Genomic DNA, 24,455 nt, shown 5'->3' on the forward strand with positions numbered 1-24,455 from the left:
CGTCTATGCGCACTTCTTTTCGGACGTACTGACCCAGGTACAGCAGCTTTCCCTCAACTAAATCACCTTTTTAAAAAATCGAACCCGCACCAAGGGATCAGTCTGCCCAAAAACAGGTGAATCCCCATTTTTTAAGCATCAACCAGACTCCTTCACCTATTCATCCATTTGAAATTCACGAAAATTTAAACCATCGTGATCAAAAGTTGAAAAACGAAATGATTTTAGTTAGCTATGAATAATTCAGGTTTCTTGTTGTCTCTTCGTTTAATAAGTAGCGCGAGATGAAACTATCGCATTATCTAAAATCGTATTATAATAGGATATGGTTAAAGGAGGAAAAAATTATGAAGCCTTATATAAAAATAGCTTTGCTTACTATGAGCTTGATTTTGTTTTTAACAGCGCCAATAAAAAGTCTTGCAGACGCAGCTGTAGGTGACGTCATTGTTACTTTAGGAGAAGATTTAACAATTGCGCAAAAAGAAAAAGTATTAAAAGACCTTGAAGCACCAGATAATGCGCAAACCATTACTGTGTCTAACGCAGAAGAACATGAGTATTTAGGTGACTTTATTCCAAAAGCAACCATCGGCTCTAGAGCGATTTCATCTTCAAGCATTACGCTTACTGCAAAAGATTCAGGCTTAAGCGTAGCCACCCAAAACATTACATCCATTACGGATGATATGTACCTAAACGCGTTAATGACTGCAGGTGTAAAAGACGCTGATATTAAAATTACTGCACCTTTTGAAGTATCAGGTACTGCCGCATTAACCGGAATTATGAAAGCCTATGAAGTACAAACAAATAAAAAAATACCTGAAGAGGTTAAAAAAGCGGCCAATGAAGAGATGGTTCAAACAGCTGAACTTGGTGAAAAAGTAGGAAAAGAAAAAGCAGCTGAATTTATGGCAACAATAAAAGAAGAAATTGCCAAAGAAAATCCACAAACAAAAGATGATTTGCGTGCTTTAATCGAGCGTGTAGCCAATGATTTAGGCATTAGCCTAACAGACTCTGAGCTGAACACACTCGTTGACTTTTTCAATCGTTTAAAAGACTTAGATATTGATTGGAATCAAGTTAAAGATCAATTATCAGCTACTAAAGAGAAAGTCACAACATTTTTGCAGTCTGAAGAAGGACAGTCATTCCTTGATAAACTAAAAAACTTCTTTATTAGTATCATTGATGCTATTAAAGCTTTATTCTCATAAAAAAACGGTTGCCTCTAAGGCAACCGTTTTTTTACTTTTTTAACGCAACGTTATACTTTAAATCATTTTTAATAATATCTTCATATGTTTCACGTTGTACAACTAACTGAGCATCTCCATCTTCAACAAACACGACCGCTGGTTTAGGCAAACGGTTATACTGACTCGCCATTGAATAACCATATGCACCTGTACAGAACATCGCTAGAATATCACCTGGACGTGCTGTTGGCAACGACAAGTCCCACATTAGCATGTCTCCAGATTCACAGCATTTCCCAGCAATCGATACAAGTTCATCTTTCACATCATTCATTCGATTCGCAAGAGCAGCTTCATACTTTGCTTGATATAATGCAGGACGGATATTATCATTCATCCCCCCATCAATTGCAACATATTCACGAATATTCGGGACATGTTTGCGTGAACCAACAGAGTAAAGTGTTGTACCTGCATCTCCTACGAGTGAACGGCCAGGTTCAATCCAAATTTCAGGAATTGGAACATCTAGTTGAGCTGATTGCTTTTTAACTTCTTCAATAATCACTTCTACATATTCGGAAACAGGAATAGGCTGATCTTCCTCTGTGTAGCGAATTCCGAACCCTCCCCCAAGATTAAGTACTTCCGGTACATAGCCAATTGTTTCCTTCCACTCTTTCATTTTTGAAAAAAGCTTCTGAGTCGCCATGACAAATCCTGTTGTTTCAAAGATTTGTGAACCAATATGGCAGTGAATTCCTAACAGGTTAATTCCACTGGTTTCCATCACAGCTTTAATTGCTTCATCAGCTTGACCATTTTGCAAATCAAAACCAAACTTTGAATCTTCTTGTCCTGTGAGAATGTAGTCATGAGTATGAGCTTCAATACCTGGTGTTAAGCGCAATAATACAGGCATCGTTTTGCGATACTGTTCTGTTAGTTCTTGTAACAGCGCAATCTCATAAAAGTTATCTACAACAATGCACCCAATATCTTCTTTAATAGCCATCTCTAACTCAGCTCGGCTTTTATTGTTTCCATGAAAATGAATCCGTTCTTTAGGAAAATTAGCCGCCAGCGCCGTATAAAGCTCTCCTCCAGATACAACATCTAAGGACAGGCCTTCTTGGTCTACCACTTGTACCATCGCAACGGTCGAGAAGGCTTTACTTGCATATGCTACCTGTGCTTTTATATTGTGTTTTTCAAACGTTTCTTTAAACCCTCTAGCACGTTGACGAATTAAAGCGACATCATATACGTAAAGAGGCGTTCCAAACTCTTTACCAAGCTTAACCGCGTCTACACCACCGATTTCAAGATGACCTTGTTCATTAATGCGACTTGTACCATGTAAAAACATCCTTCTACCCCGTTCCTTTATATATTGTAAAAAAGACAGCTGACAGCATAAAGAGCTGCTAACTGTCTAAAAATTTATTATTTTACATAATTAAAACAAATCTATCACATTTTTTTACAGGTTTCAACTACATATTGCTAAATAAACAAGAGATGGCTACCAGATTTACGAATCTGCTGGCTGACGATCTTTATCTTGTGGGTGTACAATGCTAGGTCTGGATTTCGCAGACGGTACCGCTGGGCGAATAATAATCTGAAGCAGCGCTTTAGGATTAAATGGCATAAACGGCCATAGATAAGGCGTGTTCAACGACTTTAAGCTCACGAGATAGATTAAATACAGCGTAGACATAATAACAAATCCAGGCGTGTGAAAAGCAGCTACACCTATTAAGAGCATTAAACGAATTATTTTATTCGCAATGGCCAATTCATAACTTGGAGTAGCAAATGTACCAATTGCTGCTACCGCTACGTATAAGATTACCTCAGGTACAAAAAGTCCTACATCAATGGCAATCTGCCCAATGAGAACAGCGGCGATTAAGCCCATGGCGGTAGCTAGAGCAGTTGGTGTATGAATGGCGGCCATCCTTAAGAATTCGATGCCTAAGTCAGCTAAGAAGATTTGAATAACAGTTGGAATATTCGTTTGCTCATTGGGTCCTATAAACTGAAGTGCCGGCGGCAAAAGCTGTGGTTCTAGAACAAATAATAGCCATAGTGGTAATAAAAATACAGATGCTAAAATCCCTAATAACCTTACCCACCTAATAAACGTCCCAACAGCAGGAGATTGCCTATATTCTTCTGCATGTTGTAAATGATGAAAAAACGTAGTTGGCGTAATAATGACACTTGGTGATGTATCTGTAATTAAAATAACGTGCCCTTCTAATAAATGCGTAGCAGCTGTATCTGGTCTTTCCGTATAGCGAACCATAGGAAACGGATTAAAACCTTGTTTGACCATATACTCTTCTAGCGATTTATCTGCCATCGGTAGACCGTCTACTTTGATAGAAGTAAGCTCTTTTTTTATAATTTCCACAAGTCCAGGATCTGCAATTTCATCTATGTACCCAATTGCTACGTCCAGTTTGGAACGTTCACCTACTTTAAAGATTTCAAAGCGTAGTCTTCCATCTCGAATTCGACGACGAGTTAGTGCTGTATTGATAATAATATTTTCTGTATATCCATCGCGCGCACCGCGAATAACTCTTTCTGTATCTGGTTCTTCTGGCGAACGCCCTGGATACATCCTTACATCAACTTCAAAGCCTACTTCTTCTCCATCAATAAGTACAAAAATGAGACCTGATAAAATGGTATCCATTCCTTCATCCAGTGTTCTTAGAGGCTTAACCTGTTGATGAATTAAACGGTTTTCAATAATATCTTTTAATTTTGCCTGCTCAACTTCATTATCATTAATTTGAACAAGTACTTTGGTAATTTCAATGATAAATGCACTATCACATAGGCCTGTTACGTAGTATACATGCACTTCTCGACCTAGGATAAGAAGTTTACGAACACCTACATCAAAGCTTGTAATCATACTAGCGTTTTCTTTGTACCATTCATCATTTTGTTGAATCTTTGGGAAAATCTTTGTTTTATTTTCCACTTTGTTGCTCACGGAAGCCACTCCTTTCTAAAATCAGTTGTACAGCTTGCTCTGTAATTGGACAACCAGCTTTTACATCATCCATGCGTGCCATTTTACCAATGTCTCCAATTCCGACAACCAGCGGAACATCGAGCTCATCTAAACAGTACACCGTGTCACCATTTATTCGCCCAACCTCCAACTCTTGAATACCACTTTTATCCACACCATAATGCGTTAGTTCACCAAAGCGGTCGATTGTAACATCTACTTTGGACCATTCACTTTGATGAGTTCTAGAAGCTACCGCAATAACACCTAATACATCCATTTGTTTATTTGTCGCTACATACTTAAGCGCTTGTTCTCCAGCACCTTCGCCAACAAAGCCGCTGTCATCGAACATAACAAATACAGGATCATACGGTGCTTCTAAAATCATGCCAACAATTTCTTTACCCGTTAGAGTCGTTGGATTTCCGTAGGACTTTGAAATACATCTGCCGCCCACTTTTTTCGCAATGTACTCAATGTTTTTTCGTGCGTATTCATCTCCATCTGTAATTAAAATAACTTGCCTTTTTTTCATATCACACCTCTTATCCTTTTGGTTTAAAGATTAGCGCGATGATAAAAGCAAATAAAATAGCTGCTGAAATACCTGCCGACGTTAGCTCAAACATACCGATACCAATTCCAATAAACCCATGTTCATCTGCTTGATGCATAGCTCCGTGTAATAGCGAGTGTCCAAAGCTTGTAATTGGAACTGTGGCGCCTGCTCCAGCAAATTCGATAAATTTATCATAAATCCCAAATCCATCTAAGATTGCTCCAATTACTACAAAGGAACTCATAACGTGAGCAGGGGTAAGCTTGGCAAAATCAAGCAACAGCTGACCGATTACACAGATTGCTCCTCCTACCACAAAAGCAATAACATAATCCACAATTACCCCTCCTCAACATGTTCCATTACAACACCGTGTGCAATGGTTGGTATTGATTCTTTTTGCTGCGTCATCGTTGGGCTAAGCAGTGCTCCCGTTGCAACAACAAAGATTCGTTTTAAGTTTCCTGACTTTAATTCATTAAGCAGATGTCCATATGTGACAACAGCAGAGCAACCGCATCCACTTCCACCAGCAAATACGTTTTGGTTCGGCCGATAAACCATCAAGCCGCAATCATTATGATTCTCTGAAACGTCATACCCTTCATCTTTTAATAACTGTTTCAAAATTGGGCTACCGACGCCTGATAAATCTCCAGTAACGATCAAATCGTAGTGATCCGGAGAAATCTGTAAATCTTCAAAATGTTTTTGAATCGTATCCGCAGCCGCTGGAGCCATAGCTGAACCCATATCAAAAGGGTTTTTAATTCCATAATCCATTACTCGTCCTACAGTAGCAGAGGTCAAGCGAACAGGACTCTTTTGTCTAGAAACAAGTGCACTTCCTGCTCCCGTAATTGTTGCAGTTGCAGTGTCTGGTTTTTGCCCTCCGTATTCAGTCGGGTACCGAAACTGCCTCTCTGCCGTTGCATTATGGCTGCTGGCAGACGCTATAATACGGTTGGCGAACCCTGCATCTACAAGCGCAGCTCCCGTTGCTAACGTTTCCATTGAAGTAGAGCAAGCTCCAAACATACAAAGAAAAGGAATTTGGTGATCTCTTGCGACAAAATTGGCCGTTACGTTTTGATTTAAAAGATCACCAGCTAAAAATAAATCTACGTCTTCATACGATAAATTCATCTTCCCCAAACATGAGTCGATGGATTCGCGCATAAGCTTACGCTCAGCTAACTCCCAATTTGCTTCTTCACAGTGCAGATCTTTATGCGTGATATCAAAGGTACTTCCTAATGGACCGTCAGCTTCTTTGGGTCCAACAGCTGTACCAGCTGCGTTAATATAAACAAGATTTTCATATACCCATGTTTGTTTTCCAGCCTTTCTCATTTACTTTCTCTCCTCTATCTAAAAAAATGTTTTAAATATATATCGAATCATTCCGACGATATAAGCAGCCACAACACCAAAAACGATGACGTTTCCAGCTAGCTTAAACATATTTGTTGCAACTCCTAAAACAAGCCCTTCACTTCTATGTTCTAGGGCTGCACTTGTCATTGAATTCGCAAACCCAGTAATCGGTACGGCAGATCCGGCACCTGCAAATTGACCGATTCGATCGTATACACCGATACCTGTTAAGATTGCTGAAATTAAAACAAGCGTTGCGGCTGTTGGATTTCCTGCTGTTTTTGTCGTGAAATCAAAAAATGTGATATAAAAGTTTTGTATAGCTTGCCCAAACCCACATATCAACCCTCCAACGATAAAAGCTTTGAGACAATTCAACACATAAGGAGGATTTGGTTGAAATGATTTTATATTCTCTTGATAGTTATCTTTTAGCTTTTGATTACCTGCCACTTATTATCCACTCCTTTTTATTGATTAACAAAATAAACCCAGTGAAAAAGCGATCCAAAAACCTTCCCCAGTACAATGGCCATTAGTAATAGAATAAGCTTTCCATCCATTCCTATTCTTTTTGTTAAGATAGGCAATACATTCAGCATCTCAGTTAGAGCAGCTGCTAGCATGCCAAAGAAAATTCCACTCGCTAACCCGATAATGCCAATAAACAGTGAAGGAACGCTCCATGTATACTGATGTAAACTACACCAACCACCAGCTACTGCTCCCCCAACAACAGCCCACTCATAAAATTGAATATATTTCATTGTTTTCGTAAGCTGCATCAACCTTGGAATAATGCCTAGCACTGTTAAAAAAGCCACAAATCCTCCACCTACAGCTAGCCCACTAGCAAACCCTACAATTATCGTAAATACGATGTTAGCGATCATCTAAATTCTTCATACTTTCTTTGTTCTCATGCATAATGACATACTGATCTAAATCCTGTTGATAATTGAACATTTCAACTTCTAAAGGGCTAGGTTCTTCATTAATTCGCTTGCGAAACACGTGGTTAAAAAAGAGAATCATGCCTAAACCAAGGCCAAATGAATAGGGGATTTGAATGACTAAAGGCTGCTTATCCTTTATTCCTGTGAGCATATAAAACAGTTTTTGATGCACTTGCTGCATGCTAACATCTTCATGAAAATTCATGACGGCCATGGCCGCACCAATAAACAATAGAAACCAGACAGCTATAAATGCGATAAAAGACGATTGTTTTTTTTTATAAACAACTTCAACAATCGTTTGAGCAGGACCAATTGTTTGAACATCAAGGTGAGGACAAGCCTTCTTTATTAATGCAATTACTTTCATTAAATCAATGATGATAATGTTACGATCACTCTTTTTCACCTTATACACGCTGAGCTGAGCAAGTTCTTTCTCAATTGATTCTTCACTTATCAAGAGAGCTAGCTGTCCAAGGTTGACCACTGCATTTGGTTCGACCTGCACACGATGTCTCATTTTGATATATAAAGTATTATCCATTTACATCACACCTACAATTCGTTATCCTCCTTGTACGTGTAGTATGTATTCACTTAAATTTTCTAATTCAAAGTTTCACAACAGACCATTAATTACCAAAAAAAAGAGCAGCAGGTTATAGATAACCTGCCGCTCTTTATTCATTCATTTGACTCTTCATTTGCTTTAAAATTTTCTTTTCAAGCCTTGATACCTGCACCTGAGAAATCCCCAATCGAGACGCAACCTCTGATTGAGTTTGATCTTTGTAATAACGCAAATATACAATGAGCTTTTCACGTTCCTCTAACTCTTCAATAGCTTCTTTTAATGCAATTTTATCAAACCATTTTGCTTCACTATGGTCAGCAATTTGATCAAGAAGCGTAATTGGGTCACCATCGTTTTCATAAACGGTTTCATGTATAGAAGACGGTGCTCGATTTGCTTCTTGCGCCATAACCACTTCTTCAGGTGTAAAATCCAAGTGTTCAGCAACCTCTGCCACAGTGGGAACCCGTCCAAGCATTTTTGATAATTCATCTTTGGCTTTTCGGATTTTATTGCTCATTTCTTTTAATGAACGGCTTACTTTCACCGTTCCATCGTCTCGAATAAAACGTTGTATTTCACCAATAATCATTGGAACTGCATAGGTTGAAAATTTCACATCATAGGATAAATCGAACTTGTCGACTGACTTGAGCAAGCCAATACAGCCAATCTGAAACAAATCATCAGGCTCATATCCTCGATTAATAAATCGCTGTACAACTGACCAAACCAACCTCATATTTTTCTGAACGATTGTATCCCTAGCATTCTGATCACCTTGTTGACTGCGCTTGATGAGGTCTTTCACTTCATGATCTTTTAAATACGGCTCATTTTTTTCCTTTTTGACCTCCACATCCATCGGCAAGTCTCCTTAATTACATAGCGCTTTACTATTTGTTAATTGTTTTTTTAAGTAGACAGTTGTTCCCGCTAAAGGCGCAGATACGACGTTAATTTCATCCATGAAGTTCTCCATGATTGTAAAACCCATGCCAGAACGCTCAAGTTCAGGTTTTGTTGTGTAAAGAGGCTGCGTAGCTTCATTAACATCATCAATTCCCACACCGTCGTCCTTAATAATAAGTTCAACCATTCCATTATCATGAAGCGTAACGTCAATGTGTACAATACCTTCTGCGTTATTGTTATAACCATGAATAATGGCGTTCGTTACGGCTTCTGACACAACTGTTTTAATTTCCGTTAACTCATCCATTGTAGGGTCAAGCTGCGTGATAAAAGCAGCCACCGTAACCCGTGCAAATGATTCATTTTGACTAAGAGCTGAGAATTGAAGGTGCATTTCGTTTTTCATCATGCCACCCCCAACTTCTGCAGCGCGTTTTGTTCACTTGGCTCAAAGCGAATAATTTTAAATAACCCAGACATATTGAAGAGGCGTTCAACCGGTGGAGAGATTGCACATACAACCATTTCTCCTCCGTTGTTTCGAACCTGCTTGTACCTTCCTAAAATAACCCCGAGACCTGAGCTATCCATAAACGTTAATTTCTCAAGGTTTAAAATTAAGTGCTGAATCGCATTTTGTTCTAACTCTTGTGTAATGCGGGTTCTTAAATGCTCTGCAGCATGATGATCTAACTCTCCACCCAATCGCACTAACAGCACATCCTGTTTTAATTCAAGTTCTATAGAAAGACTCACTATACAAACCTCCTAATCAGTCGTATAGTCAATCTTTCGCTATAGCGAAGACGTATTCCTTCTGAGTGACAAAACTAGTAGCATTTCGTCAATGTTAGTCGTTTTTTTTTAAGATGTTTGTGAAAATAGTGAAAATGTACGCTTAAATAGCTGCCAATACGAGGCAATTTCAACGTCTTCTTCCGCAACAAGTGGAGATTTGCTCATAACTTTACCATCTTTCTTGATGGTAATAGTGCCGATTTCATCACCTTTTTTTACAGGGGCATTCAAATTTTCATCAAGTTTGACTTCTGTCTTCATGTCCTTAGCTGTTGTTCCTTTTTTCGCAAGAACAGATAACGGCTCTGATGTTACGGCATTTACGTACTTTTGCTCTCCTTTATTAACTTCTACCTTTTTAATTGGTGCGTCCTTTTTATATAAAGGAGTTGTTGTATACTGACTAAATGCATAATCTAACATTTTTGTTACTTCATTATTTCGCTCTTTAGGCGTATTCGCTCCAAATACAACTGCAATGACACGCATATTTCCCTTTTTAGCAGTAGCCGTTAAGCAGTATTTGGCTTGCCCTGTGAACCCTGTTTTCAAACCGTCAACACCCGGATAGAATTTCACCAAGCGATTTGTGTTAACGAGCCAGAATTTCTTATCAGTATCTTCCCTTAAGTAATCTTCATATTTACTTGTATAATTAATAATATCTTCATATTTCAATAGTTCTTTTCCCATCATTGCCATGTCATGGGCAGTACTATAATGATCGTCAACAGGCAGTCCTGTTGGGTTTTGAAACTTTGTATGTTTTAAGCCAATTTCTTTAGCTTTCTTGTTCATCATTTCAACAAACTTATCCTCTGAACCAGCTAAGTGCTCAGCCATCGCCATTGATGCATCATTTCCAGATCCAATTGCAATTCCCTTTAATAATTCATTAACGGTCATCTCTTCACCAGGCTCTAAGAAGATTTGTGAACCTCCCATAGAAGCTGCATATTCACTTGCTCTAACTTTATCTTTGAACGTAATTTCACCTTTATCAAGCGCTTCCATAATTAAAATCATTGTCATAATTTTAGTCATGCTTGCAGGTGGGAGGGGTTGATCACTATTTTTTTCATATAAAACCTTCCCTGTATCTCGTTCAATTAAAATTGCCGATTTAGCTTGTGCCGCTAACTCCGTAGACTTTTTTTCACTCGCTAAAACAGGCTGTGTCATAAGTGAGAATAAAAAGATGACAACGAGTAGTTTCATAATATTACACTTCATCTACACAAACCTCCATTCTTTATACAAACCTATTTTTTCCACCGTTGTAAGACTTTATACTCCGCTCCAAAATAAAAAAGCACTGAGAGTTACCTCAATGCTTTTTCAATCATTTATTTAGGAATTGTATCGTATACAAGTGGAGGTGCCTCGACCGCTTCTTCACTTAGCTTGATGCTTTCATAAATTCTTTCTTTTACTTTGGCAATATCTTCTGTGTTGCTATGAATCGTTACAAGTGATTCTCCAGCCTTCACGTAGTCTCCGATTTTCTTTTGAAGAACCAGTCCTACTGCCAAATCGATTTCCGATTCTTTTGTTGCTCTACCAGCGCCTAGCCACATGGCAGCTGTCCCAATAGAATCAGCAATAATTTCCGATACATAGCCATCCGTTTTTGCTTCAACTTCCACGATATGTTTCGCCTGTGGTAATTTTGTTGGATCATCTACAAGAGAGCCGTCTCCACCTTGTGACTCTAAAAAAACTTTAAACGCTTCAAGCGCTTTTCCATTAGCTATTACTTCTTCTAGTTTTTGGCGTGCTTCTGTTAGCGATTCTGCTTTTTCAGCTAATAGTACCATGTAACTTCCTAATGTTAAACACAGCTCTTCTAAATCTTTTGGTCCTTTTCCTTGTAGAGTATCGATTGCTTCTTTTACTTCAAGTGCATTTCCAATTGCATAGCCAAGCGGTTGGCTCATATCTGAAATGACAGCCATTGTATTACGCCCTACGTTATTACCGATATTCACCATCGCTTGAGCCAATTCTTTTGCTTCATCCAAGCTCTTCATAAAAGCACCAGCACCTGTTTTTACATCCAACACGATTGCATCTGCCCCCGCAGCAATTTTCTTACTCATAATTGAACTTGCGATAAGAGGAATGCTGTTAACGGTTGCAGTTACATCACGAAGCGCGTACAGCTTCTTGTCAGCTGGCGTTAAATTTCCTGTTTGACCAACTACAGCCACTTTGTTTTTATTAACCAAATCAATAAATTCTTGCTTACTAATTTCTACATCAAAGCCTGAGATAGCTTCTAGCTTATCAATTGTCCCACCTGTATGTCCTAAGCCACGTCCCGACATTTTCGCTACCGGTACACCTACAGCTGCCACTAAAGGCGCCAGAACAAGAGTTGTTGTATCTCCTACTCCCCCTGTACTATGTTTATCAACTTTAATACCTTCAATTGCTGATAAATCAATGACATCACCGGAGTCCACCATTGACATTGTTAAATCTGCACGCTCTTGCTCTGTCATCCCATTAAAGAAAATAGCCATAGAAAGAGCACTCATTTGATAATCGGGAATGTCTCCATCTGTAAAACCTTTAACGATAAACTGAATCTCTTCTCTTGTAAGTTCTTTGCGATCACGCTTTTTTTCAATTAAATCTACCATTCTCATGTTCGTAAGTCCCCTTTAAAATAGGTTTTTGAAAACGGATTCACCATTAGTTAAAAAGCAGCTGTCACATGATATGTAACAGCTACTCCCTTTTTATGAGTGTTGTGGAATTTGTTTTACAACTTCTTTTACTAGTGCTAGGAACTGTTTTTTTACTTTTTCTGTTGTTTCAATTACTTCATCATGGTGAAGGGGCTGATCTAAAATTCCTGCAGCCATATTTGAAATACATGAAATACCTAGGACGCGCAAGCCTGCATGACGAGCAACAATTACTTCCGGCACAGTTGACATCCCCACTGCGTCTCCGCCTACAACGCGTAGCATACGAACTTCAGCTGGCGTTTCGTACGTAGGACCAGTATTTCCTACATATACACCCTCTTGAACAGCAATATTTAGCTCACTAGCTACGTCTTTTGCTAATGCACGTAGCTTTGGACAATAGGCTGTTGACATATCTGGAAAACGAACGCCTAGTTCACTGTCATTTGGTCCAATTAAAGGATTTGTTCCAAAGTTGTTAATATGATCTGAGATAAGCATTAAGTCTCCAGGATTATAGGATTCATTTATGCCTCCCGCTGCGTTCGTCACAATAATTGTTTCAATTCCAAGCTCTTTCATAACGCGCACTGGAAATGTTACTTTTTCTAAAGAGTATCCTTCGTAAAAGTGAAAGCGCCCTTGCATTGCAATGACAGGTACATCTTGAATTGTACCAATTACAAGCTGACCCGCATGACCTTCAACTGTTGATACCGGAAACTCGGGAATATCATTATATGGAATTTTTACAGCGTCCTGAACCTCATCAGCTAATACGCCTAAACCTGATCCTAAAATCAATCCAATTGTTGGTTGAATTGTCGTTTTACCTTGAATATATGTTGCTGCTGTATGAATTACATCTCGCTTCATCTTTTTCCCCACTCTCTTAATTTAGTTCACGTAAAAAACTTTTTCCAAACTGTGGCATCTTCACACCAAAGTTCTCAGCTACCGTCGCTCCAATGTCAGCAAACGTTGAGCGCACGTCAATCTCTTTACCAATTTTCATACTTGGGCTATAGGCTAACATTGGAACATATTCACGCGTATGATCTGTACCATGATGAACTGGGTCATTTCCGTGGTCTGCTGTAATGATTAATAAATCATCATCGTTTAATAACGGGAATACCTCTGCTAAACGATCATCAAATTCTTCAAGAGCTTTTCCATATCCTTCTGGATCACGACGATGACCAAACAACGCATCAAAATCAACTAAGTTTAAGAAACTTAATCCGTTAAAGTCCATTTTTAATGTGTCGATTAGCTTATCCATTCCATCCATGTTTGACTTTGTACGAAGTGATTTTGTCACACCTTCACCATCATAGATATCAGAGATTTTCCCAATAGCAATAACATCAAAATTGCTATCTTTTAATTCGTTCATGACTGTGCGTCCAAACGGCTTTAGTGCATAATCATGTCGATTTGCTGTACGTGTAAAGTTCCCCGCCTCTCCAAGGAATGGACGAGCAATAATACGCCCAATCATATATGGGTCGTCTAGCGTAATTTTGCGAGCATACTCACAGATTTCATATAGTTCTTCAAGCGGCACCACTTCTTCATGAGCTGCAATCTGTAGCACTGAATCTGCTGAAGTATAGACAATTAACGCACCTGTTTTCACATGCTCTTCTCCAAGCTCATCTAAAATTTCTGTTCCTGACGCAGGCTTGTTACCAATAATTTTACGTCCTGTCTTATCCTCTAGCTTTTTAATAAGCTCATCTGGAAATCCATCTGGAAACACGTTAAATGGTGTATCGATATTAAGCCCCATAATCTCCCAATGACCCGTCATTGTATCTTTACCCGCTGAAGCTTCCTGCATCTTTGTGTAAACTGCTAACGGCTGTTCTGCTTTTTCAATTCCTTTAATTGGACGGATATTACTTAGGCCAAGCTTGCTCATGTTCGGCATATCCAAGCCGTTACAATGCTCTGCAATATGCCCTAGTGTATCTGCTCCCAAGTCATTGTACTTTTCCGCGTCTGGTGATTCACCAATTCCTACAGAGTCCATCACAACTAGAAATACGCGTTTGTATGTAGATGATAACATCTTCATTCCTCCATCTTTGTTGTAAAATTCACTTCACTCATGAAGCTATAATAAACAATACTGTAATCGTATAGTTTCCAATATATTATAAAATTCCCTTTAAGGAAAAGTTTAACCATAATCTTTATTGGTCAGAAGTCTGACCTCCATAGTATAAAAGGTTTTTTCTTATTTGTACATAGAAAATGAAAGTGTTTTCATTTAAAGAACGACATTGCTATAAAACAATGCCGTTAACCTTTTACCTTTAAGCACGCGGATGGAATTGATTATAGACATCTTTCAAGCGTGTTTTTGTTACGTGCGTATAAATTTGAGTCGTCGAAATATCTGCATGCCCCAACATTTCCTGAACTGCTCGTAGATCCGCCCCATTTTCAAGCAAGTGTGTAGCAAAAGAATGTCGCAAAGTATGAGGCGTTAATTCCTTTTCAATACGCGCATCTTTCGCTAATCCTTTTAAAATCTTCCAGAACCCCTGCCTTGTTAGTCGCTTCCCGTGATGATTCACAAACAAAGCGTGTTCTCCTTGCTGCTTTTTCGTTAAAATTGGACGAGCTTGTGCCAGGTATGCTTCGATTGCTTCCGTTGCCATTCGCCCAAGTGGAACAATTCGCTCCTTACTACCTTTTCCAAAGCAACGAACAAAGCCCATTGTTAAATGTGCATCTTCTATGTTTAAATTCACAAGCTCTGACACACGCATTCCCGTTGCGTAGAGAAGCTCAAGCATCGCTTTATCTCGCAATCCAAATGGCGTAGACGTATCAAAGACTGACAGAAGTGCTTCTACTTCCTCTGCATTTAATACTTTCGGTAGTTTTCGTTCAAGCTGCGGTGTTTCAATATGAACGGATGGATCTTGTTCAGTCACTTTCTCGCGAAGTAAAAATTGGTGAAACGAACGAATCGATGCGATATGTCTAGCAATTGTTTTGGATGATTTTTGCTGATCTGTTAAATGCTTAAGAAAACTCACAATATGTGCTCTTGTCACAGCATTTAGATGATTTAACTGCTCAACATGTTCTAAATACTGACTATATTTCTTTAAATCCCGCTCATACGAATCGATTGTGTTTTTAGCTAAACCTCTTTCTACTATTAAATAGTGAATAAAATCTTGAACTTGATCCTTCAATTGCCTCTACTCCCCGTTTTGATAAAACATAAATAATCTTTCAATCCACGTTTGATCTTCATATACGTTCATTTGCATTACTTTCACTGCGGAGCCGCTCGGCTCATCATAACGTTTATAATCTTGATATTCTCCTGACACCCATACCATACCAAAATAAAACAATAGTGTGCAGCCTGTAAATAAAATAAACACCTTACAGCTATTATATACTAGCTCAACCCATGATTTCATTAGACATATCCTCCAATTTTCAACACTATTAAAAGATATGCCAATCTGGACATGTTTTATACCTACTTTACCTTGCCTAATTCAACGCTAACTTATGTTAATAACTTACAAATATGTTAAAATACATTTATATTGCTGAAGGAGGTGAAAAAGCTGACTACCACTATGCTATTACTGATTGCTTTAATATCAACCGGAATATGGTATGAAGTATCTCGCGAAACGATGAAATCCTCTAAAGAAATAAATAACTACAAGCTTATTACGCTACTATCTGCGGGTACTCTACTAGCAATACCATTAACGATTTCACTTTTTTACAATCTTCCATTCCATTAACTCCGTATGACTAAGCTACGCGTTCGTAAATACAGCGCCGAGCTTAGTCATTTTCATAAAAAAACAAAAACCTTCTCCCAAAAGGAAAAGGCTTATTTCACTCGTCTTTGTTTTCATCTTCGCCTTGACAACGATGACAAATGCCATGAAACGTCAAGCGATGATCTTTAATTTTAAAGCGCCACTGCTTTTCAACAATCTCTTCTACATCTTCAAGCAAGTCTTCTTGAATTTCGTCCACTGATCCACATTCGATACAAACTAAGTGGTGATGAAAGTGTGCAGCTCCTTCTTGACGAAGGTCATAGCGAGACACGCCATCACCAAAGTTTATCTTATCAACAATTTTTAATTCTGTTAGTAATTCTAAAGTTCGATAAACAGTTGCTAAACCAATTTCCGGAGACTTTTCCTTGACGAGGAGATACACATCTTCGGCACTCAAATGATCCTCTTCGTGTTCAAGGAGTACTCTTACAGTCGCCTCACGTTGAGGTGTCAATTTGTAGCTTGCTGAGTGCAACTGTTGCTTTATTCGCTCAACTCGATTTTCCATAACATTCCCTCCCTCGCCATTCACTCATTTATTATATCAAATGTCGAAGGGGTGTCAAAATAAAATTATTATAACGTAAATAAAAGAATGTTTTTAAAATAAGAATAACTATTATTTATTCACTAAGCTCATCATTGTTTTCATTAATGTAGGAGAAACATAGCCTTCAATTAAGGATGCACATGCAATTAAAACAAATACTCCTACTAAAATACCGCTGTAACGAAAGAACGAAGCAGCAACCTGTTCCTTTGCTCCCTTAAAGAACTGCTGACGAATAAGCTTTAACGAAAACGCCACGGAAGCTGTTGTTAAGATTAAAAACGCAGGTATTAAGAAAATGTTTTGTGGCATTACCGACACAAAAGATAACGCAAAGCCGGAAAGTCCCATGCGATTTACTAAAAAGCCAACCGTAAATCCGATCACCATTCCTTTAATAAAAAGTAAGATTAACACGACTGGTAAGCCAATGATAGCTATACCCAAAATCCAAATAAGCCCGAGGTATTTTACGTTATGAAAGAAGCTTTGCTGAAACATTTCGGTACTCGTGGCCACTTCTCCAGTTTTAACAAGGCCAAAGAAACGGTTTAGGTAAAAATAAAGATCGTCTTTTTGATCGACTGTTAAGCTATTTACCACGATAGCTCCAAAGATAATCCCCATTAAAAACAGCACCGTGACAAATAGATAAATTGAACTGTTATCGCGCAAGTGCTGTGTATAAGCACGCTTAATCCACATTTTTCTCATCGTCTTCCCCCTATCAATCACTCGATAGAGTATATGATAGATTCAGCGTAACTATGACAGAGATTATTCTACTTTTTATAGTAGAAACGAATGGTAGTTACTCACCTAGCGCACTTCTAAGCTGTAAATATTGAACTGCGTACGCTGTTTTTGCATCGTAAATTTCATTTGTTTGAATCATTTGAAGCGCTTCTTCAATGCTTGTTTCTATCACTTCAACAAACTCATCCTCATCCAGGCTTGCTTTTGTTTCCATAACCTCTAGCTTCTCGGCTGTATAGAGATGTACAAGCTCATCTGCAAATCCCGGTGACGTATAGAAGGAAATAATATGTTTCAGTTCTTTACATGTATAACCCGTTTCTTCTTCTAGCTCACGTTTAGCTGTGACGATGGGCTCTTCACCTTTTTCAAGTTTACCTGCTGGAATCTCGACTAGGACTCGATCCATTGCTTTGCGATATTGTTTGACCATTACTAGCTTATGGTCAGCCGTTAATGCAATAACAGCAACTGCTCCAGGATGCTTAATAACTTCTCTCGTACTCGTTTTCCCATTTGGAAGCTGTACTTCTTCCACTTGTAAATCAATGACTCTTCCTTTAAAAATCTCTTTTTTCGCAAGCGTCTTTTCAATTAAATGATCCATTTTATCCACCTCGTTCTAAATTTAAACCCTTTACATATATTCTATCATACGACTTTTAGGAGGTAGAAGAAATGAAAGTTTATGTAGAGGGTAAACAAGTGATTTTAGTAGGAAAAGCATGGGAAATCCGCCAAAAGCTAAAAGAATATGGTACGCATTTTCAATATGTTCACGAATGGGTTTCTACTATTTCAAACGAACCTAAAAAGATAATAAAAAGTTAGAGTTTGGGACATAACAAAATGATTGCTTCTAAGAGACGAACACTAGCTGTTCCAATCTTTTTGGTTTGTCTGAACACGTTCGTTCCATTGCGCTACGGCCACTCGCTTTCCGCGGGGAGGAACCTGAGCTTCCTCGCTGCGCTGCGGGATCTCAGTTTTCCCTCTCTTTCCCGCAGGAGTCGAGTGTCCTACGCTCCATTCCACCCTGTTTCCAACATTGTTTTCACAATCAACAAAAAACCTGAACGATTAAAAGTGAGAAACTCTCAATCGTTCAGGTTTATCATTAGCTGAATTACTTATGTCCCAGCCTCTTTTCTGTGCCTCTTTGAGTCAATTAGTTGAGTTTATAAAATTATCCAGGCTACAATATAATAGATAAAACGTATTCCAAAGGAGTGGATAGGATGAAAAAGAGGCAGCTAGGTTCCTCCAATCTATTGGTTAGTGAAGTTAGCTTGGGGTGTATGTCGCTAGGAACGGATGTTAAAAGTGCTCAGCGAATTATAGATGAAGCGGTTGATCTTGGTATCAATTATTTTGACACCGCTGATTTATATGACTTCGGTCTCAATGAAGAGATTGTTGGTCAAGCGCTAAAACCAAAGAGACAAGATATCATTTTGGCTACAAAAGTAGGAAACCGCTGGAATGACGTTGAGGACGGTTGGCGTTGGGACCCATCGAAAGCATACATAAAGGATGCCGTAAAGGAAAGCTTACACCGATTAAAAACCGATTATATTGATTTATATCAACTGCACGGAGGCACAATTGAAGACAACATTGACGAAACAATCGAAGCGTTCGAAGAGCTAAAAAAAGAAGGACTCATTCGTGAATATGGGATTTCGTCTATACGCCCAAACGTTATTCGTGAATTCGTAAAAAAATCTTCAATCGTTAGCGTAATGATGCAGTATAGCCTATTAGACCGTCGACCTGAAGAAAGCGTGCTTCCTCTTTTAAACGAATATAACATCAGCGTGGTTGCAAGAGGTCCCGTCGCAAAAGGTTTGCTAACAAATCGCGCTCAAGAAAAGCTTGCTACAAACGAAGCAGGTTATTTAACTTATACGAAAAAAGATTTGGAACAGCTTATACCTGCTCTACAGGGCGTTGATTCAGACTTAAATCACGCAGCGTTAAACTACTGCCTTTATCATCCTGTTGTTGCATCAGTAGTAGCAGGAGCAAGTAGTCCAGCTCAGCTTCGAGAAAATGTACAAGCTGTTGAAAAGCTCCCTTTAAGTGAACTACACTATGAAAAGCTTCAATCATTAACTAAAGCAAATAAATACGAAGCACACCGCTAAATAAAAGAGTTTGGGACATAACAAAATGATTGCTTCTAAGAGACGAACAATAGCTGTTCCCATCTCTTTAGTTTGTCTGAACACGTTCGTTCCATTGCGCTACGGCCACTCGCTTTCCGCGGGGAGGAACCTGAGCTTCCTCGCTGCGCTGCGGGATCTCCGTTTTCCCTCTCTTTCCCGCAGGAGTCGAGTGTCCTACGCTCCATTCCACCCTGTTTCCAACATTGTTTTCACAATCAACCAAAAAACCTGAACGATTAAAAGTGAGAAACTCTCAATCGTTCAGGTTTATCATTGGCTGAATTACTTATGTCCCAGCCTCTTTTATTTAAATTCATTCCATTTTAAATCACTTTCATTAAATAGTTCTTCAAATGATTTATTTTTTTCTTTTTCCTTTCGAGCGCGCTCTTTCTCTTTTTGCTCTTCCTCAATTCTCTGCTCTTCACGCTTCGCGAGCGCATGTTTCTTTGCTTGAAGCTGCTTTACTAAATCGCTATTCAATTGATCTTTTAAACTAATTTGATTTTCTTGTTTCTTTTGACTGTTCTTTTGCCTGTGTTTTGCCATCATTGTTCACCCACTGCAATTAAATTATGATAGACATTTTACCATAAGCAAATATCTACAACAATTAATTAGAACGCATCCAGCTTTACATTTTCGTCTATTACTAGACCTGGAGCGGTTGATTGAATAATATCATCGACCGTATATCCTGATGCTACTTCAATTAGCTTTAGCCCGGTATCAGTTACATCAATAACAGCACGATCTGTAATAATGCGGTTTACAACACCTTGACCTGTTAAAGGGAGCGTGCATTCTTTTAAAATCTTTGGTTCACCTTTTCTTGTCACATGTTCCATGATAACGATAATGCGCTGAGCTCCGTGGACAAGGTCCATAGCTCCACCCATACCTTTAATCATCTTTCCTGGAATCATCCAGTTTGCTAAATCACCGGTCTCCGAAACTTCCATACCACCTAAAATCGCTATGTTAATATGGCCACCACGAATCATTCCAAACGACTCAGCGCTATCGAAATACGCTGCTCCATCGATAGCTGTTACGGTTTCTTTACCGGCATTAATTAAATCTGGATCGACGTCTCCTTCTTTTGGATAAGGTCCAATACCTAACAATCCATTTTCCGACTGAAGTACCACCGTTTTATTGTCTGAAATATAATTTGCAACAAGTGTTGGAATACCAATACCTAAGTTTACATAAAAGCCATCCTGAATTTCTTTTTCTGCTCGCTTTGCAATTCGCTCTCTTACATTTACACCATTTTCAATCATCATAACCGCTCCTCTCGTTATTTTTGAACCGTTAAGCGTTCAATACGTTTTTGCTGCTCGCCAACAATTAAAGACTGAACATAAACACTCGGTGTATGAATCATATTTGGATTTAATTTACCTGTTTCGTGAAGCTCTTCTACTTCAGCAATTGTCACTTTACCTGCAGCTGCAATCATCGGACTAAAATTGCGAGCTGTTTTATTGTATATAAGGTTTCCCATGTAATCAGCTTTCCAAGCTCTTACTAAGCTGACATCTGCCACCAATGCTTCTTCTAATAAATACTCTTTGCCGTCAAATGTTCTTGTTTCTTTTCCCATCGCAATTGGTGTGCCAACTCCTGCTGGTGTATAAAAAGCTGGAATCCCTGCTCCGCCAGCACGAATCTTTTCTGCAAGCGTCCCTTGTGGTAAAAGCTCTACGTCAATCTCTCCTGATAGAACTTGACGCTCAAATTCTTTATTTTCACCGACATAGGAACCTATCATCTTTTTAATTTGCTTATTTTTTAATAATAATCCTAGTCCCCACTCATCAACTCCACAGTTATTGGAGATAACCGTTAAGTCTTTTACTCCCGTTTCGACTAACGCTAAAATGAGATTTTCCGGAATACCACAAAGACCAAATCCTCCAACCATAATTGTTGAACCATCTTTTACTGGCTTAACTGCTTCAATAAATGATGTATGTACCGGTTTCATACATAACCCACCCCTTTGATTTTTTGAAAACGCTTACTATTTTATTATAGAATATTTAGAACTTTTTTAAAATATATAACTAGCAATTATAAGTAATTATTTTTTCGTTCGAAAAAGTTATAGGTGTTTTGCTATACTATATGCCTACTTTTTAAGAACGTTCACTTCATTTGAGAATATATGGCATAAAAAAAAACCATGAATGCTAAAATAGCTTCATGGTTTTTTCAATATTATGGACGTTCTACTAATGTAGCAACCCCTTGTCCGCCACCAATGCATAACGTTGCAAGACCTAGCTTCGCTTCACGTTTTTGCATTTCATGAATAAGAGAAACTAACACGCGAGTTCCACTAGCTCCTATTGGATGACCTAGTGCGATTGCTCCACCATTAACATTTAATGTTTCTTGGTTAAATTTAAGCTCACGATCAACAGCAATTGACTGTGCTGCAAAAGCTTCGTTTGCTTCTACTAATTCAACATCTTCTAAAGATACCGCTGCCTTTTCCAATGCTTTTTTTACAGCGCTTACTGGGCCGATTCCCATAATGCTTGGGTCAACACCAGCACTTGCATTGGATTTAATTGTTACTAAAGGTGTTAAGCCTAGTTCGTCTGCTTTTTGACGGCTCATCACAACAACCGCTGCCGCACCATCATTAATACCAGAAGCATTTCCAGCTGTTACAGAACCATCCTTTTTAAATGCAGGACGTAACTTACCTAAGCTTTCTGCTGTTGTACCAGCACGTGGAAACTCATCGCGATCAAAAATGGTTACTTGACCTTTGCGTCCTGGTACTTCTACCGGAACAATCTCATCTTGGAATCGTCCTGATTCGATTGCAGCCTCTGCTTTTTGCTGACTAGCAGCAGCAAAAGAGTCTTGTTCTTCACGCGTAATGCTATATTTATCACATAAATTTTCAGCTGTAATTCCCATATGATAATCGTTAAAAGCACACCATAGTCCATCTTGAATCATACTATCAACGACTTTTTGATCTCCCATTTTGAATCCATTGCGAGCATTCTTTAATAAATATGGCGCTTGGCTCATATTTTCCATTCCACCCGCTACGATAACTTCAGCATCACCAGCAAGGATTGCTTGAGTTGCAAGATGAACTGCCTTTAGTCCTGATCCACACACTTTATTGATTGTTAATGAAGAAACTGTTTCTGGTAAACCCGCTGCGAGAGCTGCTTGTCTAGCCGGGTTTTGACCTAATCCTGCTTGCAAGACGTTCCCCATAATTACTTCATCTACATCATTTGCTGCGATTCCTACTTTATTTAGTGCTTCTTTAATGACTACTCCACCTAAAGTTGGTGCAGAAACATTTTGTAAGCTTCCCCCAAAGCTGCCGATTGCCGTTCTAACAGCGCTTACAATGACCACTTCTGTTTGACTCATGTCGTTAACCTCTCCCTACTGTTTGATTACTGTCACATATATGCTTATTCGACAACCAACTTAATTTTCCTATTGTAATTTCGTTTATTTTGTAAAAATTTATAATTTTTATTGAATTTAAACTTCTATCCTTTAAAATAGGTAATTGAAAGCGTTATCAAAAAGGAGGAAAATTATGTCGTTACCTTCTAAAGCAACCATCATTGAAGTAGGTCCTCGAGATGGACTACAAAATGAAAAAAAATTTGTACCAACACATGTGAAAATCCAGTTTATTTCTTTATTAAAAGAAGCTGGCCTATCAGAGATTGAATTAACTTCTTTTGTCTCACCAAAATGGGTGCCTCAAATGAAGGATGCACAGCAAGTTATTCAAGCATTCTCATTACAGCAACCTACTAATAACCGCCATATTGTTCTCGTTCCAAATGAGCAAGGCCTGACTAAAGCACTTGAAGAAAATTGTCAATCTGTTGCTTTATTTATCGGCGTCAGCAACTCGTTTAACCAGCATAATATTAACAAAACAACCGCTGAAGCTCTTCACCAACAGCTACCTCTTATGGAGAAGCTTAAAGAACGTAATGCCTACGTTCGCACATGCATATCAACTTCATTTTACTGTCCATACGAAGGGAAAATTAATCCAGACAAAACCGTAGAGCTTTGCGCACACTTTGTAGAAGCGGGCGTAAGCGAGCTCAGCATTGCAGATACAATCGGGATGGCTAACCCAAAAGACGTTTTTACTCTCTTTTCAGCATTGAAACGCGCATTTCCTACAGTCCTACTAAACGCACACTTTCACGACACAAGAGGAGTAGCTATGGCTAATATTTATGCTTGCCTTCAAGCTGGGGTTACCCGCTTTGACTCTTCAGCTGGCGGGATTGGTGGATGCCCTTTCGCTAAAGGGGCAACTGGTAATATTGCAACAGAAGACTTAATTTTTATGTTAGATGAAATGGGTGTTCAAACAAATGTGAATCGCGAAAAAATTCTGGAAGCTGTTTCCTATATTGAACCCTACCTTTCACATCCAGTTTCAAGTAAGCAATACCGTCTCTATCAATTAGCTAAACGATAAGAAAGTAAAAAAGCACGGTAGAATCTACCGCGCTTTTGCTGATTGGTCAATAAATAACATTCTTGGATTTAAAATTTGCGCTGGACTTTTTAGCATGAATGTTCCAGCAGCGTCACTATAATCAATTGTCATGTTATCATCCATAAACACTTGTTTTGTTTTCTCAATAAGAATGTCACCACCGTTTGTCGAAACAACAACGTCATCAAATTCTTTATCAGCAACAATCCAAAGTGATGTAACGCCGCTTACAACACAGCCACAGCCGTCCGTATCATATTTCAATTTTAAAAATAGAGATGAGCTTTGATCATATTTTTCAGCAACTTTTTCAAGAGCACGATTGGTAAATACAATGTTCATTCTATCGCTCCTTTTAAATAAATGTATAAACGATGCGAACATGTTTATATAATGAAGTATAATATACAATGCTCACTCCATAAACTATTACGCTCATTAGTATAGACAATGGATGAGCGCTTATCATACATAAGGAGGAATTAACTTGCCAAAAG

General features: G+C 38.7%; 29 protein-coding genes. 4 read left to right on the forward strand and 25 right to left on the reverse strand.

What is annotated here, in order from left to right:
* Window positions 1-359 precede the first annotated feature (359 nt).
* Window positions 360-1,223: a DUF1002 domain-containing protein gene (locus tag A2U94_RS17485; RefSeq protein WP_373688723.1), complete on the forward strand. Its 864-nt coding sequence runs from the start codon at window positions 360-362 to the stop codon at window positions 1,221-1,223.
* 31 nt (window positions 1,224-1,254) lie between these two features.
* On the opposite strand, the gene lysA is transcribed toward A2U94_RS17485, so the two are convergent.
* From lysA to A2U94_RS17585, 20 genes are all read right to left on the reverse strand, one after another.
* Window positions 1,255-2,574 (reverse strand): diaminopimelate decarboxylase, encoded by a 1,320-nt coding sequence (gene lysA, locus A2U94_RS17490; RefSeq protein ID WP_025909082.1) that lies wholly within the window; start codon window positions 2,572-2,574, stop codon window positions 1,255-1,257.
* Window positions 2,575-2,739: 165 nt separating this feature from the next.
* On the reverse strand, window positions 2,740-4,221 hold the full coding sequence (locus A2U94_RS17495) for a spore germination protein (protein WP_025909083.1): 1,482 nt from the start codon (window positions 4,219-4,221) through the stop codon (window positions 2,740-2,742).
* Window positions 4,199-4,780 (reverse strand): stage V sporulation protein SpoVABEA, encoded by a 582-nt coding sequence (gene spoVAEA, locus A2U94_RS17500; protein WP_061784729.1) that lies wholly within the window; start codon window positions 4,778-4,780, stop codon window positions 4,199-4,201. The genes A2U94_RS17495 and spoVAEA overlap by 23 nt, the downstream gene beginning before the upstream one ends.
* A gap of 10 nt (window positions 4,781-4,790) precedes the next feature.
* Window positions 4,791-5,141, reverse strand: a complete 351-nt coding sequence (gene spoVAE / locus A2U94_RS17505; protein WP_025909085.1) for a stage V sporulation protein AE — start codon at window positions 5,139-5,141, stop codon at window positions 4,791-4,793.
* A 2-nt stretch (window positions 5,142-5,143) separates the two neighbouring features.
* Window positions 5,144-6,157: a stage V sporulation protein AD gene (gene spoVAD, locus A2U94_RS17510; protein ID WP_025909086.1), complete on the reverse strand. Its 1,014-nt coding sequence runs from the start codon at window positions 6,155-6,157 to the stop codon at window positions 5,144-5,146.
* 18 nt (window positions 6,158-6,175) lie between these two features.
* Window positions 6,176-6,634 carry a stage V sporulation protein AC gene (gene spoVAC, locus A2U94_RS17515; protein WP_025909087.1) on the reverse strand — a complete coding sequence of 153 codons (459 nt, stop codon included), beginning with the start codon at window positions 6,632-6,634 and terminating at the stop codon, window positions 6,176-6,178.
* A gap of 17 nt (window positions 6,635-6,651) precedes the next feature.
* Window positions 6,652-7,074, reverse strand: coding sequence for a stage V sporulation protein AB (locus tag A2U94_RS17520; RefSeq protein ID WP_025909088.1), 423 nt, complete (start codon window positions 7,072-7,074; stop codon window positions 6,652-6,654).
* Window positions 7,064-7,684 carry a stage V sporulation protein AA gene (locus tag A2U94_RS17525; RefSeq protein WP_025909089.1) on the reverse strand — a complete coding sequence of 207 codons (621 nt, stop codon included), beginning with the start codon at window positions 7,682-7,684 and terminating at the stop codon, window positions 7,064-7,066. The genes A2U94_RS17520 and A2U94_RS17525 overlap by 11 nt, the downstream gene beginning before the upstream one ends.
* A 136-nt stretch (window positions 7,685-7,820) precedes the next feature.
* Window positions 7,821-8,579 carry an RNA polymerase sporulation sigma factor SigF gene (gene sigF / locus A2U94_RS17530; RefSeq protein WP_025909090.1) on the reverse strand — a complete coding sequence of 253 codons (759 nt, stop codon included), beginning with the start codon at window positions 8,577-8,579 and terminating at the stop codon, window positions 7,821-7,823.
* A 12-nt stretch (window positions 8,580-8,591) separates the two neighbouring features.
* Window positions 8,592-9,035, reverse strand: coding sequence for an anti-sigma F factor (gene spoIIAB / locus A2U94_RS17535; RefSeq protein ID WP_025909091.1), 444 nt, complete (start codon window positions 9,033-9,035; stop codon window positions 8,592-8,594).
* Window positions 9,035-9,385, reverse strand: coding sequence for an anti-sigma F factor antagonist (gene spoIIAA / locus A2U94_RS17540; protein WP_025909092.1), 351 nt, complete (start codon window positions 9,383-9,385; stop codon window positions 9,035-9,037). Before spoIIAA ends, spoIIAB begins: the two co-directional genes overlap by 1 nt.
* A gap of 108 nt (window positions 9,386-9,493) precedes the next feature.
* Window positions 9,494-10,660, reverse strand: coding sequence for a D-alanyl-D-alanine carboxypeptidase family protein (locus A2U94_RS17545; RefSeq protein ID WP_025909093.1), 1,167 nt, complete (start codon window positions 10,658-10,660; stop codon window positions 9,494-9,496).
* A 113-nt stretch (window positions 10,661-10,773) separates the two neighbouring features.
* On the reverse strand, window positions 10,774-12,078 hold the full coding sequence (locus A2U94_RS17550) for a pyrimidine-nucleoside phosphorylase (RefSeq protein ID WP_062954738.1): 1,305 nt from the start codon (window positions 12,076-12,078) through the stop codon (window positions 10,774-10,776).
* 93 nt (window positions 12,079-12,171) lie between these two features.
* Window positions 12,172-12,999 carry a purine-nucleoside phosphorylase gene (locus A2U94_RS17555; protein ID WP_025909095.1) on the reverse strand — a complete coding sequence of 276 codons (828 nt, stop codon included), beginning with the start codon at window positions 12,997-12,999 and terminating at the stop codon, window positions 12,172-12,174.
* Window positions 13,000-13,015: 16 nt separating this feature from the next.
* Window positions 13,016-14,200: a phosphopentomutase gene (gene deoB / locus A2U94_RS17560; RefSeq protein ID WP_025909096.1), complete on the reverse strand. Its 1,185-nt coding sequence runs from the start codon at window positions 14,198-14,200 to the stop codon at window positions 13,016-13,018.
* A 247-nt stretch (window positions 14,201-14,447) separates the two neighbouring features.
* Window positions 14,448-15,341 carry a site-specific tyrosine recombinase XerD gene (xerD, locus tag A2U94_RS17565; protein WP_025909097.1) on the reverse strand — a complete coding sequence of 298 codons (894 nt, stop codon included), beginning with the start codon at window positions 15,339-15,341 and terminating at the stop codon, window positions 14,448-14,450.
* A gap of 6 nt (window positions 15,342-15,347) precedes the next feature.
* Window positions 15,348-15,575, reverse strand: coding sequence for a YqzK family protein (locus A2U94_RS17570; protein WP_025909098.1), 228 nt, complete (start codon window positions 15,573-15,575; stop codon window positions 15,348-15,350).
* A gap of 436 nt (window positions 15,576-16,011) precedes the next feature.
* Complete coding sequence (gene fur, locus A2U94_RS17575; RefSeq protein WP_025909099.1) at window positions 16,012-16,470, reverse strand: ferric iron uptake transcriptional regulator; 459 nt, start codon at window positions 16,468-16,470, stop codon at window positions 16,012-16,014.
* Window positions 16,471-16,581: 111 nt separating this feature from the next.
* Entirely contained in the window at window positions 16,582-17,226 is a 645-nt protein-coding gene (gene spoIIM, locus A2U94_RS17580) for a stage II sporulation protein M (RefSeq protein WP_025909100.1), read from the reverse strand.
* Window positions 17,227-17,323: 97 nt separating this feature from the next.
* On the reverse strand, window positions 17,324-17,875 hold the full coding sequence (locus tag A2U94_RS17585; protein ID WP_025909101.1) for an NUDIX domain-containing protein: 552 nt from the start codon (window positions 17,873-17,875) through the stop codon (window positions 17,324-17,326).
* 71 nt (window positions 17,876-17,946) lie between these two features.
* On the opposite strand from A2U94_RS17585, the gene mciZ reads away from it, so the two are divergent.
* Complete coding sequence (mciZ, locus tag A2U94_RS20875; RefSeq protein ID WP_076512177.1) at window positions 17,947-18,099, forward strand: Z-ring formation inhibitor MciZ; 153 nt, start codon at window positions 17,947-17,949, stop codon at window positions 18,097-18,099.
* Between the two features lie 407 nt (window positions 18,100-18,506).
* Window positions 18,507-19,415 carry an aldo/keto reductase gene (locus A2U94_RS17590; RefSeq protein WP_025908916.1) on the forward strand — a complete coding sequence of 303 codons (909 nt, stop codon included), beginning with the start codon at window positions 18,507-18,509 and terminating at the stop codon, window positions 19,413-19,415.
* 324 nt (window positions 19,416-19,739) lie between these two features.
* Here A2U94_RS17590 and A2U94_RS17595 read toward each other — a convergent pair whose 3' ends face one another.
* From A2U94_RS17595 to A2U94_RS17610, 4 genes are all read right to left on the reverse strand, one after another.
* Complete coding sequence (locus A2U94_RS17595; RefSeq protein WP_226372914.1) at window positions 19,740-19,988, reverse strand: YqkE family protein; 249 nt, start codon at window positions 19,986-19,988, stop codon at window positions 19,740-19,742.
* A 65-nt stretch (window positions 19,989-20,053) separates the two neighbouring features.
* The gene (locus A2U94_RS17600; protein WP_025909799.1) at window positions 20,054-20,722 is read right to left on the reverse strand and encodes a CoA transferase subunit B; all 669 of its coding nucleotides are present in this window, start codon (window positions 20,720-20,722) and stop codon (window positions 20,054-20,056) included.
* A gap of 17 nt (window positions 20,723-20,739) precedes the next feature.
* Window positions 20,740-21,429, reverse strand: a complete 690-nt coding sequence (locus A2U94_RS17605) for a CoA transferase subunit A (RefSeq protein WP_025909798.1) — start codon at window positions 21,427-21,429, stop codon at window positions 20,740-20,742.
* Window positions 21,430-21,662: 233 nt separating this feature from the next.
* Window positions 21,663-22,850: an acetyl-CoA C-acetyltransferase gene (locus A2U94_RS17610; protein ID WP_025909797.1), complete on the reverse strand. Its 1,188-nt coding sequence runs from the start codon at window positions 22,848-22,850 to the stop codon at window positions 21,663-21,665.
* Between the two features lie 175 nt (window positions 22,851-23,025).
* Here A2U94_RS17610 and A2U94_RS17615 point away from each other — a divergent pair, with 175 nt between their 5' ends.
* Window positions 23,026-23,937 (forward strand): hydroxymethylglutaryl-CoA lyase, encoded by a 912-nt coding sequence (locus A2U94_RS17615; protein WP_025909796.1) that lies wholly within the window; start codon window positions 23,026-23,028, stop codon window positions 23,935-23,937.
* A 24-nt stretch (window positions 23,938-23,961) separates the two neighbouring features.
* Here A2U94_RS17615 and A2U94_RS17620 read toward each other — a convergent pair whose 3' ends face one another.
* A complete protein-coding gene (locus tag A2U94_RS17620; RefSeq protein WP_025909795.1) occupies window positions 23,962-24,300 on the reverse strand; it encodes an iron-sulfur cluster biosynthesis family protein in 339 nt (112 codons plus the stop codon).
* Between the last annotated feature and the right edge of the window lie 155 nt (window positions 24,301-24,455).

Source organism: Bacillus sp. VT 712 (assembly GCF_001614195.1).
GTDB lineage: Bacteria > Bacillota > Bacilli > Bacillales > Bacillaceae_H > Priestia > Priestia flexa.